At 74.6% G+C, this 12,531-nt stretch carries 16 protein-coding genes; 13 read left to right on the top strand and 3 right to left on the bottom strand.

The window, feature by feature from the left end:
- Positions 1–123 precede the first annotated feature (123 nt).
- On the bottom strand, positions 124–504 hold the full coding sequence (locus tag ACFVIU_RS31805) for a SchA/CurD-like domain-containing protein (RefSeq protein WP_385846767.1): 381 nt from the start codon (positions 502–504) through the stop codon (positions 124–126).
- A gap of 161 nt (positions 505–665) precedes the next feature.
- Between ACFVIU_RS31805 and ACFVIU_RS31800 the strand changes: the two genes are divergently transcribed.
- From ACFVIU_RS31800 to ACFVIU_RS31755, 10 genes are all read left to right on the top strand, one after another.
- The gene (locus ACFVIU_RS31800; RefSeq protein ID WP_385846766.1) at positions 666–1,001 is read left to right on the top strand and encodes a TcmI family type II polyketide cyclase; all 336 of its coding nucleotides are present in this window, start codon (positions 666–668) and stop codon (positions 999–1,001) included.
- The gene (locus tag ACFVIU_RS31795) at positions 998–1,444 is read left to right on the top strand and encodes a cupin domain-containing protein (protein ID WP_385846764.1); all 447 of its coding nucleotides are present in this window, start codon (positions 998–1,000) and stop codon (positions 1,442–1,444) included. Before ACFVIU_RS31800 ends, ACFVIU_RS31795 begins: the two co-directional genes overlap by 4 nt.
- A complete protein-coding gene (locus ACFVIU_RS31790; protein WP_385846762.1) occupies positions 1,441–2,730 on the top strand; it encodes a beta-ketoacyl-[acyl-carrier-protein] synthase family protein in 1,290 nt (429 codons plus the stop codon). Before ACFVIU_RS31795 ends, ACFVIU_RS31790 begins: the two co-directional genes overlap by 4 nt.
- A gap of 2 nt (positions 2,731–2,732) precedes the next feature.
- Complete coding sequence (locus ACFVIU_RS31785; protein ID WP_385846761.1) at positions 2,733–3,956, top strand: ketosynthase chain-length factor; 1,224 nt, start codon at positions 2,733–2,735, stop codon at positions 3,954–3,956.
- An 18-nt stretch (positions 3,957–3,974) separates the two neighbouring features.
- Entirely contained in the window at positions 3,975–4,436 is a 462-nt protein-coding gene (locus ACFVIU_RS31780; RefSeq protein ID WP_385846760.1) for an SRPBCC family protein, read from the top strand.
- Positions 4,433–4,894: a DUF1772 domain-containing protein gene (locus ACFVIU_RS31775; protein WP_385846759.1), complete on the top strand. Its 462-nt coding sequence runs from the start codon at positions 4,433–4,435 to the stop codon at positions 4,892–4,894. Before ACFVIU_RS31780 ends, ACFVIU_RS31775 begins: the two co-directional genes overlap by 4 nt.
- A 33-nt stretch (positions 4,895–4,927) precedes the next feature.
- The gene (locus ACFVIU_RS31770; protein ID WP_385846757.1) at positions 4,928–5,680 is read left to right on the top strand and encodes an SDR family NAD(P)-dependent oxidoreductase; all 753 of its coding nucleotides are present in this window, start codon (positions 4,928–4,930) and stop codon (positions 5,678–5,680) included.
- Positions 5,680–6,000 (top strand): antibiotic biosynthesis monooxygenase family protein, encoded by a 321-nt coding sequence (locus ACFVIU_RS31765; protein WP_385846755.1) that lies wholly within the window; start codon positions 5,680–5,682, stop codon positions 5,998–6,000. Before ACFVIU_RS31770 ends, ACFVIU_RS31765 begins: the two co-directional genes overlap by 1 nt.
- Positions 5,993–6,301 (top strand): antibiotic biosynthesis monooxygenase family protein, encoded by a 309-nt coding sequence (locus ACFVIU_RS31760; RefSeq protein ID WP_385846753.1) that lies wholly within the window; start codon positions 5,993–5,995, stop codon positions 6,299–6,301. Before ACFVIU_RS31765 ends, ACFVIU_RS31760 begins: the two co-directional genes overlap by 8 nt.
- A gap of 100 nt (positions 6,302–6,401) precedes the next feature.
- Positions 6,402–7,262: an NAD(P)-dependent oxidoreductase gene (locus ACFVIU_RS31755; RefSeq protein ID WP_385846752.1), complete on the top strand. Its 861-nt coding sequence runs from the start codon at positions 6,402–6,404 to the stop codon at positions 7,260–7,262.
- Between the two features lie 26 nt (positions 7,263–7,288).
- On the opposite strand, the gene ACFVIU_RS31750 is transcribed toward ACFVIU_RS31755, so the two are convergent.
- Positions 7,289–8,896, bottom strand: a complete 1,608-nt coding sequence (locus ACFVIU_RS31750) for an FAD-dependent monooxygenase (protein WP_385846751.1) — start codon at positions 8,894–8,896, stop codon at positions 7,289–7,291.
- Positions 8,897–9,077: 181 nt separating this feature from the next.
- Between ACFVIU_RS31750 and ACFVIU_RS31745 the strand changes: the two genes are divergently transcribed.
- On the top strand, positions 9,078–9,470 hold the full coding sequence (locus ACFVIU_RS31745; RefSeq protein ID WP_385846749.1) for an antibiotic biosynthesis monooxygenase family protein: 393 nt from the start codon (positions 9,078–9,080) through the stop codon (positions 9,468–9,470).
- Here ACFVIU_RS31745 and ACFVIU_RS31740 read toward each other — a convergent pair.
- Positions 9,467–10,204 (bottom strand): SDR family NAD(P)-dependent oxidoreductase, encoded by a 738-nt coding sequence (locus ACFVIU_RS31740; RefSeq protein ID WP_385846748.1) that lies wholly within the window; start codon positions 10,202–10,204, stop codon positions 9,467–9,469. The genes ACFVIU_RS31745 and ACFVIU_RS31740 overlap by 4 nt on opposite strands.
- Positions 10,205–10,377: 173 nt before the next feature.
- Between ACFVIU_RS31740 and ACFVIU_RS31735 the strand changes: the two genes are divergently transcribed.
- A complete protein-coding gene (locus ACFVIU_RS31735) occupies positions 10,378–11,553 on the top strand; it encodes a nucleotide disphospho-sugar-binding domain-containing protein (RefSeq protein WP_385846747.1) in 1,176 nt (391 codons plus the stop codon).
- A 25-nt stretch (positions 11,554–11,578) separates the two neighbouring features.
- Positions 11,579–12,436: an LLM class flavin-dependent oxidoreductase gene (locus ACFVIU_RS31730; RefSeq protein ID WP_385846745.1), complete on the top strand. Its 858-nt coding sequence runs from the start codon at positions 11,579–11,581 to the stop codon at positions 12,434–12,436.
- The last annotated feature ends 95 nt before the right edge of the window (positions 12,437–12,531 follow it).

Below are 12,531 nucleotides of genomic sequence, written 5' to 3'. Positions count from 1 at the left end.
CCTCCGAGCGGCCGCGCGCCCCCGGGGGGGGGGGGGCCCCCCCACACAGTGGGGGGCCCCCCCCCCAGCGGCGGGGTGGGGGGCCCCCCCCGGGGGCGGGGGCCCCCCCCCACCCGCGTACGGTCAGGACGCCGCGGGCACGTCCCGTACCGAGATCTGCGCCACCGTGCGCAGCAGGCTGCGCCGGAAGGTCGCGACGAACCCCTCGACGGTGTCGGTGTCCCGGGGCCGGGTCAGGTACGGCTTCAGCTTGCGTTCCACCTCGCGCACCCCCGGCTGGGACGCCATGTGACGGGCCACCGCGTCCAGGTCGCCCTCGTACTCGATGACCCGCACCAGGGTGTCGTCCCGGAGGAAGACGGCCGTGGCGAGGATGCGGCCGGCGTCCTGCCCGCCCTCGCCCGGCACCCGGTCGGACGGCACACGGCGGAAGGTGCCGAAGATCTCGGCCAGCTCGGCCTCGCAGCCGGGCTTGATGTCGTAGGTGATGGCGGCGAAGGGCATGGGTTCGCTCCACAGGTCGGCGCACCGGACGCCACGATGCCAGCACCCGCGACTCGCGTTCGCCTCAAGTGCCGCGCTTGGACCCGTACTTGAGCCGGTCTCCAGGATCCCCGGGGACAGTCTGGCTGTCGGTGTCGGCACCTATCCGCAGGAGGACAGCAGTGCACCGCACCCTGATCGTGGCCCGGCTGAATCCGGGCAAGGCCGATGACATCGCCAGCATCTTCGGTGACTCCGACGCGACCGAGCTGCCCCACCTGGTCGGTGTCTCCCGACGCACCCTGTTCCGCTTCCACGACCTGTACTTCCACCTGGTCGAGGCCGACCAGGACATCTCGCCGGACCTGTACAAGGCCCGCAGCCACCCGCTCTACCAGGACATCAACACCCGGCTGGCGTCCTGCGTGCGCCCCTACGACCCGGACTGGAAGGAACCCAAGGACGCCATGGCGACCCCGTTCTACGTGTGGACCAAGGACGGGGGGCGGATCCAGTGACCGGCACCGACCGCACCGCAGGCACCCGCACCGTGAAGGTCTCCGCCGGTCAGGTCGAGGCCAACACCCGGCGCGGCGGCGACATCCGGGTGACCCTCAGCCCGAAGACCGTCGGCTGCGCCTCCGGCTTCGGCGGCACGCTGACCCTGGTGGCCGGTGACCACATCACCGAGCACTACCACCCGTACTCCGAGGAGTTCCTGCACGTCGTCGACGGGGAGCTGGAGATGACCCTGGACGGCCGGCCGGTGCGGCTGGCGGCCGGGGACTCGCTGCTGGTGCCGATCGGCGTCCGCCACCGCCTGGTGAACACCGGCACCGCGACGGCCAGGTGCGTCTTCCACCTGTCCCCGCTGGCGCCGCGCCCCGAGCTCGGGCACGTCGACACCGAGGCCGTCCGGGTGCCGGAGGCGGACAACCCCCGGGTGGGGGGCGGCACATGAGCGGCGGCGGCGAGCGCCGGGCGGTGATCACCGGCATCGGCGTGGTGGCGCCCGGCGGCGTCGGCCGGGAGGCGTTCTGGCAGCTGCTCACCGAGGGCCGTACCGCGACCCGCCGGCTCAGCCTCTTCGACCCCGCCAAGTTCCGCTCCCAGGTCGCCGCCGAGGTGGACTTCGACCCGGCCGCCGCCGGTCTCACCGCCCGGGAGATCCGGCGCATGGACCGCGCCGCCCAGTTCGCCGTGGTGTCCGCCCGCGAGGCCATCGCCGACAGCGGACTCGACCTGGCCGCCGTACCCCCCGAGCGGATCGCGGTCGGCCTCGGCAGCGCCGTCGGCTGCACCATGGGCCTGGAGGAGGAGTACACCGTCCTCAGCGACCAGGGCCGCAACTGGCTGGTCGACCACGAGTACGTCGTCCCGCACCTGTACGGCTACATGGTCCCCTCCACGCTCGCGGTCGAGGTGGCCTGGGCCGCCGGCGCGGAGGGCCCGGTCTCCCTGGTCTCCACCGGCTGCACCTCCGGCATCGACGCCGTGGCGCACGCCGTCCAGCTGATCGAGGAGGGCAGCGCCGACGTGGCGCTGGCCGGTGCCACCGACGCGCCGATCTCCCCGATCAGCGCGGCCTGCTTCGACGCGATCAGGGCCACCACCGCCCGCAACGAGGATCCGGAGCACGCCTCCCGGCCGTTCGACCGGGACCGCGCCGGGTTCGTCCTCGGCGAGGGCTCCGCCGTCATGGTGCTGGAGGAGAAGGCGGCCGCCGAGGCGCGCGGCGCCCATGTCTACGGCGAGATCGTCGGCAGCGCCGGACGCAGCAACGCCCACCACATGACCGGCCTGAAGCCGGACGGCCGCGAGATGGCGGAGGCCATCAGCACCGCTCTCGACCAGGCCCGCCTGGACCCGACGGCGGTCGGCTACGTCAACGCCCACGGCTCCGGCACCAAGCAGAACGACCGGCACGAGACCGCCGCCTTCAAGCGGGCCCTCGGCGACCACGCGTACCGCGTCCCGGTCAGCTCGATCAAGTCGATGATCGGCCACTCGCTGGGCGCCATCGGCTCCATCGAGGTGGCCGCCTGCGCGCTGGTGCTGGACCGGCAGGTGGTACCGCCGACCGCCAACCTGGAGAACCCGGACCCGACGTGCGACCTGGACTACGTCCCGCGCACCGCCCGCGAGCACCGCGCCGACGTGGTGCTGACGGTCGGCAGCGGCTTCGGCGGGTTCCAGAGCGCGATGGTCCTGGCCCGGCCCGGGGCGGTCGCCCACGGGAGGAGTTGACCATGTCCACCGAGCAGCCGCCGCCGGTGATCACCGGTATCGGCGTCACCGCGCCGACCGGACTCGGCGTGGAGGCCCACTGGGCCGCCGTGCTGGCCGGCAAGTCCGGCATCGACCGGATCACCCGGTTCGACCCCACCCCCTACCCGGTGCAGCACGCCGGCCAGGTGAGCGGGTTCAGTGCCGCCGACTGGGTGACCAGCCGGGTCGCCCGCGAGACCGACCACTGGACCCACCTCGCCCTGGCCGCCGCCGAGTCCGCCCTGACCGACGCCGGGGCCGACCCCGCCGCGCTGCCCGAGTACGAGATGGCCGTGGTCACGTCCAGCTCCTCCGGCGGCACCGAGTTCGGCCAGCACGAGATGGAGGCGCTCTACCAGCACGAGCCCGACTGGGTCGGCGCCTACCAGTCCGTCGCCTGGTTCTACGCCGCGACCACCGGCCAGCTGTCCATCCGGCACAAGATGCGCGGCCCGTGCGGGGTGCTCTGCGGTGAGCAGGCCGGCGGACTCGACGCCCTCGGCCAGGCCCGCCGGCTCACCCGGCGCGGCGCCCGCCTGGTGCTCACCGGCGGCACCGACGCCTCCCTGTGCCCGTACGGCCTGGCCGCGCAGCTGGCCACCGGCAAGCTCTCCACCGTCGCCGACCCGGCCCGCGCCTACCTGCCCTTCGACCGCTCTGCCGCCGGCCACCTGCCCGGCGAGGGCGGCGCGATCCTGGTGCTGGAGAGCGACGCCGGAGCCGCCGAGCGGGGGGCCGGGCAGCGGTACGGCACCGTGCTCGGCTACGCCGCCGGCTTCGACCCGGCCCCCGGCTCCGACCGGCCCCCCGCGCTGCGCCGCACCATCGAGGGGGCGCTCGCGGACGCCGGACTGGACCCCGGCGACATCGACGTCGTCTTCGCCGACGCCGCCGGCATTCCCGCCGAGGACCTCGCCGAGGCCCGGGCGATCAGCGCGGTGTTCGGCCCGGGGGCCGTACCCGTCACGGCGCCCAAGGTGCTCACCGGCCGGCTGTACGGCGGCGGCGCGCCGCTGGACGTGGTCACCGCGCTGCTCGCGCTGCGCGACGGCGTCGTCCCGCACACCCCCGGCGTCGAGCATCTCGCCCCCGGCTGCGACCTCGACCTGGTCACCGACGGACCCCGCACCACACCGCTGCGCCGCGCCCTGGTCCTGGCCCGCGGCCATGGCGGTTTCAACTCGGCAGTCGTCCTCGGACGTTGACGAAAGGCTGGCGCACCCATGGCAGGCCACACCGACAACTCGATCCTCATCGACGCACCCCTGGAGACCGTCTGGGAGATCACCAACGACCTGGAGAACTGGCCCAGCCTGTTCAGCGAGTACGCCGCCGTCGAGGTGCTGGAGCGCGACGGCGCCACCGTCACCTTCCGGCTCACCATGCACCCCGACGAGAACGGCACCGTGTGGAGCTGGGTCTCGCGCCGCACCCCCGACCCGAAGAGCCGTACGGTCGAGGCGTACCGGGTGGAGACCGGGCCGTTCGAGTTCATGGACATCCGCTGGGAGTACACCGCCGAGAACGGCGCGGTGCGGATGCGCTGGATCCAGGACTTCCACATGAAGCCGCAGGCCCCCGTGGACGACGCGGGCATGACGGAGCACCTCAACCGCAACACCGCGGTCCAGATGAAGCTGATCAAGGACAAGGTGGAGGCCGCCGTCCGCAGTGGGTCGCGGTGACCGCCGTCCTCGCACCCCTGGTGGTGCTGCTCAACGGTCTGGGCGCCGGGGTGCTGCTCGGCACCCAGCTCGGCGGCTGGCCGCTGCTCGCCACCCTGCCGCCCGACCGCTACGTCCACGCGCACGCCTTCTTCGCCACCCGGTACGACCCGGCGATGCCGATCTTCCTGCTGGGCACGGTCGTCGGCGACCTGGCGCTGGCGGCCGGCGGCCCGCAGCCCACGGCCCGGCTGCTGTACCTGGCCGGCGCGGTGCTCGCCGCCGCCACCGTCACCATCTCGCTCGTCAAGAACGTCCCCATCAACCGGTGGATCCAGGGCGTCGACCCCGGCCGGCTCCCGGAGAACTTCGCCGAAGTCGACCCGCGCCCGGTCTGGGGCCCGTGGAACCGGCGGCGCAGCGCGCTCGCCGTCCTCGCCTTCGCCGCCAACTGCGGCGCACTGACCGTCCTGCTCTGACGCACCCACCGACCAGTCTCACGGAGGAGACCCATGAACCTGGCCCTGGAGGGCAAGAAGGCCCTCGTCACCGGCGGCACCCGAGGCGTCGGCCGGGGCATCGTGCTCGCGCTGGCCCGGGCCGGCGTCGACGTGGTGACCTGCTACCGGCAGCCCAGCGACTACGTCGGTTCGCTGGAACGGGAGCTGAAGGAGACCGGCGGTGACCACCACGTCCTGCGGGCCGACCTCGGCAGGCCGGAAGAGGTCGCCTCCCTGGTGGAGCGGACCGAGCAGGCGTACGGCAGCCTCGACCTGGTCGTCAACAACGCGGGCACGATCAGCCACATCCCCTACGCCGACCTGCCGGTGGAGGAGTTCCAGCGGATCTTCACCACCAATGTCACCGCCGCCCACCTCGTGATCCAGCACGCCCTTCCGCTGCTGCACGCGGGCTCGTCCGTCGTCAGCATCGGCTCCAAGGCGGTGGAGGCCGGCATCCCGCTGCGCTCGCACTACACCGCCACCAAGGCGGCCCTGGTCGGCCTCAGCCGGTCGCTGGCCAAGGAGTTCGGCGCGCAGGGCATACGGTTCAACGTCGTCGCCCTCGGCGTGGTGGAGACCGAGAACCTGCACCAGCTCCCCGAGGACCAGCAGAAGCTGATGGTCGAGCGCTACAGCGCCAAGACCGCGCTGGGCCGGCTCGGCACCCCGGACGAGGTCGCCGGCGCCGTCCTCTGGCTCGCCAGCGACCTGTCCCGGTACGTCACCGGCTCCACCGTCAGCGTCGACGGGGGGATCTCCTGATGACGTTCCGGGTCACCCTGCGGATGGAGATCAAGCCCGGCGCCGAGCAGGCCTTCGTGGAGGAGTGGAACCGCGGCACCGACGCGGTCACCGGCCACCCGGCCAACCTCGGGCAGTGGCTGTGCAAGGACACCGGCGTGGACGGCGTCTACTGGATCGTCAGCGACTGGCTGGACGAGCCGCGCTTCCGCGCCTTCGAGAACAGCCCCGCCCACCTGGAACACCGGGCGAAGCTGCACCCGTACCGCAGCGGCGGCTCCTTCCACACCATGGAGGTCACCGCCCACATCCCCGGGCCGGCGGCGAGCGCCGATGCCTGAGGTGCGGGTGCTGGTGTACCAGTTCGCCCGCGACGACGACGAGCTGGCCGCCGTACGCGCCGCCTACCACCAGGTCAGCGAACGGCTCGCCAAGGTGCCCGGGATGCTCGGCAACGAACTGCTCAGCCGGCTCCACGACCCGGGCTCCCTCGTGGTGGTCAGCCGCTGGGCGAGCCTGGCCGCCTTCCAGGACTGGGAGGCCGGTCCGGAACACCGCGACGACACCGCGCCGCTGCGCCCCTACCGGGACACCCGCACCGGCACGCCGTTCGCGGTCTACCAGGTCGACGCGGCCTACTGAACGACCCCGCACCCCCGCGACCGCTGTCCCCGGCGTCCGTCCCCCGGCGCCGGGGACAGCCACTGTCGCGGCAACCCACTCCACGAAGGAAGGCGGCACGATGAGCCCCACCACTCTGGCCTTCATCGGACTCGGCAGCATGGGCGGCGGCATGGCACACCGCCTGCTCGGGGCCGGGTACCGGCTGACCGTCCACAACCGGACCGCGGCCAAGGCCGCACCGCTGCGTGCCCAGGGCGCCGTGGTCGCGGACTCCCCGGCCGAGGCCGTGGCGGGCGTCCGCACCGTGCTGCTCAGCCTCAGCGACGAGGCCGCCGTCGAGAAGGTGCTGTTCGGCGAGGTGGTCCCCGCGCTGGAGCCCGGCAGCACCGTCATCGACACCTCCACCGTCTCCCCGGAGTACGCCCGGCACAGCGCGGCCCGGCTCGCCGAGGCGGGGCTGCGCCGGGTCGAGGCGTGCGTCGTCGGCAATCCGCTCCAGGCCCGGGAGGGCCGGCTGCGGGTGTTCGTCTCCGGCGACGACACCGACATCGAGGCGGTGCGGCCCGTGCTGGAGACCATCGGCTCCGAGGTCGTGCCGCTCGGCGCGCCGGGCGCCGCCGCCACCGCCAAGCTGATCCTCAACCTGCTGCTCGGCGCCCAGGTCGCCGCGCTCGCCGAGGCGGTGACGTACGGCCAGCGGGCCGGCCTCGACCGGGACCGGCTGCTCGCGACCATCGCCGGGACCGGATTCAGCTCCGAGGTCATGCGGTTCCGCGCCGAGCTGATGCGCAAGGGCAGCTACCGGCCGGCCTTCTTCCGCTCGGCGCTGATGGAGAAGGACCTGCGCCTCGCCGTCACCGACGCGGCGCGGACCGGTGTCGAGATGCCCGTGCTCGACACCGTCCGGGCCCGCTTCGCCACCGTCGTCGAGGCCGGGGACGGCGACGGCGACGCCGCGGTCCTGATCGAGCACACCTGAGCCGGACCGGCCGCCCCGGGCGGGTGTCAGCGGCCGAGCATCCGGGCGAGGGCGGCGTGCAGGGTGTCCCCGGCGCCGTCCGGGGCCCCGGGGGAGCGCCAGGCCACCACCCCGTCCGGGCGCACCAGCACCGCCCCCGCGTCCGTCGTGCCGTACGTCTTCGCCCAGGTGCCGTCCGGGTCCCGGTACGCCCCGGCGCCGCCGATGCCGTACACCCGCAGCGGCACGCCGAGGCGCTGCGCCGCCGCCTCGGCCACCGCCGGCCAGCGTCCCGGCCGGGAACCCGTCAGCAGCACCGGGCCGTCCCCGAACAGGTCCAGGGTCGAGCACTCCGCACCGTCCCGCTGCAACGGCACGTGGGGGGCCCGGGTGCCGGGCAGGCCCCGCGGATCGGTCACCCAGACGTCGCCGTCCACCGCGTAACGCCAGCCGAACCAGAGGGTGATGTCCTCCACGAGGCCGGGCGGCAGCACCCGCCGGGCCCCGCGCCTCCCGCCGCGCGGCCGGTCCCGCTGGCGCAGCACCGCCTGGTGCACGGTGGCCGCGCCGAGGGGCCGGCGTTCGGCGTCGTAGCTGTCGAGCAGCTCGGGGGAGGCCTGCCCGGCGAGCACCGCGGCCAGTTTCCACGCCAGGTTGTGGGCGTCCTGGACACCGCAGTTGGAGCCGAAGGCGCCGCTCGGCGGCATCACATGCGCGGCGTCCCCGGCGAGGAAGACCCGGCCGGCCCGGAACCGGCGCGCCACCCTGGCGGCCGCCTCCCACGGCACGGTGCCCAGCACCCGTACGGCGAGATCCGGCACGCCCGACGCGGCCCGCACCAGCTCGACGCACCGCTCGGCCGGGAAGGCGGCGAGCACCTCCTCGGCCGTGCCGGGGCCGTCGGGGCCGAGGATGACGTCCAGCCGCCATTCGCTCGCGTTGTCCAGCGGGATCAGGGCGCCGCGGACCCGGTCGTTGAACGTGTAGCACATGACGAACCGCCGCTCGCCGAGCTGCTCGGCGAGATCGGCGCGGAAGTGGATCGCGAGGAAGCGGCCCAGCCCGCCCGTGCCGTCGAACGGGATGCCCAGCCGGTGGCGCACCCCGCTGCGGGCGCCGTCGGCCGCCACCAGATAGCGCGCCCGCAGCCGGCTCGTCGTACCGTCCGCGCCGTCGCGCACCAGGGCGGTCACCCCGTCGGCGTCCTGTGCGAACGACACCAGCTCGCTGCCGAAGCGGAACTCGGCCCCGGCCCGTGCGGCGGCCCGGCGCAGCACGTTCTCCAGCTCGTTCTGGTGGCACAGGCACCAGCTCGTGGGCGACAGCGCGCCGAGGTCGGAGGAGACCTCGCGGTAGTACTCCTCCTGGAACGCGCCCAGTTCCGGCCCGGCCAGCGACCTCGCCAGCCGCAGACCGCTGTTGCGGGCCAGCGCCCGCGCGGACGGCAGCGCGCGCAGCTCGGCCTCCAGCCCGGCGGCGCGCAGCAGCTCCATCGAGCGCGGGTTGACGCCCCGGGTGCGCGGGTGGGTGGACAGGCCCGCGCGCTGCTCCACCACCAGGCAGGCCACGTTGCGCCGGGCGAGGAAGAGCGCCGTCGACAGCCCGACCAGGCTGCCTCCGACGACCAGTACGGGTACCTGTGGCTGCTCGGTCATCCGGAATCTCCTCCGCGGGGGGTGTCGGGGGGCCCGAGGATCGGCGCGGGGCATCGAGGACGGCTCAAGAGGAGCCCCATCGAGCGCGATTCGAGTCGCGCCGGGCAGCCTGGCAGCGCGGGCGGGCCGGCAAGACCCGCCCGACGAGCGGACGAGCAGCACGAGCGAGGGGAGCGTGGAGATGACCGAGCACGCGCGGGGGCCGGTGCGGGTGGTCCTGCGGATGGAGATCGCCCCCGGCCGGGAGGCGGAGTTCGAGGCGGTCTGGCTGGAGATCGGCACGATCATCGCCCGGCAGCCGGCCAACCGGGGCCAGGTGCTGGTCCGCGACGAGGAGCAGGACCGGCCCGTCTATCACGTGTTCACCGACTGGGCCGACGAGGCGAGCTTCCGCGCCTTCGAGCTGAGCGCGGAGCACGTCGAGCACCGGCGCAGGCTGCGCCCCCTGCGCACGGGCGGTGCCATGACCGTCACCCGGATCGTCCACGACCTCCGCCCCGCCCCCCTGGTCCCGGCCCCGGACTCCCGCACGCCCTCGGCGGGGCGGCGGGAGCCCGCGGACCGGATTGCCTAGACCCCGCCGTCGACGTTCAGCGTCACCCCGCTGATGTACGACGAGGTGTCGCCGGCCAGGAACAGCACCGCGCCGGCCACGTCCTCGGGCCGGCAGATCCGGCCGAGGGCGGTCATGCCGACGATGCGGGTGACCGCCTCCGGCGGCAGCCCGGCGCCCGGCTCGGTCTCGGTCAGGCCGGGCGCCACGGTGTTGACGCGGATGCCGCGCGGCCCCAGCTCCTTGCAGAGCGCCCGGGTCAGCCCGATCAGCGCGGCCTTCGACGCCGTGTAGTGCACCCCGCGGACCCGGCCGCGCAGCGCCACCGACGAACCGACGTTGACCACGGACGCACCGTCGGCCAGCAGCCCCAGCGCGGCCTGCGTGACCAGGTACGCCGAGGTGACGTTGGCGTCCATCACCCGGTGCCACTCCTCCTCGGGCAGCTCCTCGAACCAGACCTGCCCGTCCACGCCCACGTTGTTCACCAGCGCGTCCAGGCCGCCCAGCGACTCCCGCACCCGCTCGGCCAGCTCCGCCGCGCCCTCGCCGGTGGTCACGTCGGCCCGGACCACCAGGTGCCCGTCACCGGTCTCCTTCAGTTCGCGCACCAGCGAGTCGGCGTCCGCGCCGGCGGTGCGCGAGCAGACCACCACACGCGCCCGCGCACGGGCGAACGCCAGCGCCGTCGTCCTCCCGATGCCCCGCGTCCCGCCGGTGACGAGTACGCGCTTGCCCGCGAGTCCCTGATCCATCCGAGTCCCCTTCCGCTGCCGTCGTGCCCGGGCCGTACAGGGCCGTGCCACCCTCCCGCGCCGTTCTCGCGAACTCCTGGACGGCAGCTCGAGCAGGCCGCGATCCATCCGAGAGCCCGATGAGGGACCTTCCGGACCGTCAGCTGAACCTCAGAAGAGGGTGGGGCGGATCGATGCGGGTACTGTTCACGACCTGGGCGTGGCCCTCGCACCTGTACGGGCTGGTCCCGATGGCCTGGGCCTGCCGGGCGGCCGGGCACGAGGTGCTGGTCGCCGGCCAGCCGGGGATCCACGACGAGACCGTCCGGACCGGACTGCCCGCGGCGACGGTCGGGCACGACGTGGACGCGGTCGGGCTGGTCCGCGGCTATCTGCTGCCCTCGCGGACCGTTCCCGCGCCGGCCGCTCCGGCCGGACCCGAGGCACGCGGCCCGCGCGCCCTGCGCATGTTCCACGCCCACGCGGACTCCATGGTCGACGACCTCACCGCGCTGGCCCGCGACTGGCGGGCCGACCTGGTGGTGTACGAACCCACCGCCCTGGCCGGTCCGATCGCCGCCGCCGCGGCCGGGGTCCCGGCCGTGCGGCTGCTCTACGGCACCGACCTGATGCTGCGCGCCCGGACCCTGCTGCCCGACGTGCTCGCGCCGCTCGCCGCACGCAACGGCGTGGATGCCTTCGACCCGTTCGGCGACCTCACCGTCGACCCGTGCCCCGACGAGTTCCAGCTCCCGGCGGACCAGCGGCGGCTGGCCGTGCGCTACGTGCCGTTCAACGGGCCCGGCGCCAACGCCCCGGTCGCACCGCCCCGGCCCGGCCGGCGCCGGGTGGTGGTGACCTGGGGCCACACCATGGCCCGGCTGTCCCCGGCGCACTTCTTCGCGCCCCAAGCGGCCCTGGCCGCCCACGGCCCGGACACCGACGTGGTGCTGGCCGTCTCCGCCGACCAGGTCCCGCTCCTCGGCGACCTCCCCGCCGAGATCACCGTCACCGTGGACACCCCGCTGCACCAGCTGCTCGCCGACGCCGACCTGGTCGTCGCGCACGGCGGCGCCGGCACCGTACTGACGGCCCTCCAGGCCGGCGTGCCCCTGCTGCTCGTCCCCCAGCTCCCGGACCACGCGGGGCACTCGGCGCGGGTGCTGGCCACCGGCACCGGCGAGGTGCTCAGCCGTGACGAGGCCGGCCCGGACCGGCTGCGGGGCGAGATCCGGCGGCTGCTCGAAGGCGGCCAAGAGCGCGCCGCCGCCCGGCGCCTCGCCGAACGCAACCGGGAGCGGCCCGCCCCCGCCGACCTGGTCGCCGCGCTGGAGCGGCTCACCGACACGCGGGCGGCAGCCGTCCGCTGAGCGCACACCAGAAGGAGAGAGAACCGTGGAGATCGGACTGGGTCTGCCCACCACCGTCCCCGACATCGACGGCCGCACGCTGCCGCAGTGGGCCCGCCGTGCGGAGGAGTGCGGCTTCGCCAGCCTCGGCGTTCTGGACCGGCTGGTGTACGCCAACTACGAGCCGCTGATCTCGCTCGCGGCGGCGGCGGCCGTCACCGAGCGGATCAGACTGCTGACCACCATCCTGATCGCGGCCTACCGGGGCGACACCGCACTGCTCGCCAAGCAGGCCGCCACCATCGACGCCCTCTCCGGCGGCCGGCTGGTGCTCGGGGTCGCCGCCGGCGGCCGGGAGGACGACTACGCCGCCACCGGCACCGGCTACCGGGACCGCGGGGCACGCCTGGACGCCGCGCTCACCGAACTGCGGGAGATCTGGGCGGGCCGCGGCAAGGTCCCCGGCATCGGCCCCGCCCCGGTCCGCCCGGAGGGCGTACCGCTGCTGGTCGGCGGCCACTCACCGCGCGCGATGCTGCGTTCGGCACGGTTCGGCACCGGCTGGATCGCGGGCGGCAACTCCGTCACCGCGTACGCCGAGTTGGTCCGTCAGGCGCGGCAGACCTGGATCGACGCGGGCCGCACCGAGCGCCCGCGGATGGTGGCCATCCTCTACGCCCACCTCGGCCCGGACGCCGCCCGTGTCGCCGGTGACTACCTGCGCGCCTACTACTCGTTCGTCGGCCCGAAGGCCGAGCGGACGGCCGCCGGCGTCCTCACCGACCCCGGACGCATCCGCGACGCCGCCCAGGCGTACGCGGAGGCGGGCTGCGACGAGCTGATCCTGCTGCCCTGCACGGCGGACCTCGCACAGGTGCGGCTGCTGGCCGACGCGGCACTCTGAGCGCGACGGCGCCGGGGGGCCGGGCCCGCGCGGCGGCGAGCGGGGGGCCGGCCGCGGGGCGAGGCGCCGCGCGGCGGCCGCGCCCCCGCGCGGGC

Origin of the sequence: Streptomyces sp. NPDC127190 (assembly GCF_042672505.1) — a bacterium.
Taxonomy (GTDB): Bacteria; Actinomycetota; Actinomycetes; order Streptomycetales; family Streptomycetaceae; genus Streptomyces.
This window is presented reverse-complemented; position numbering and strand designations above follow the sequence as displayed.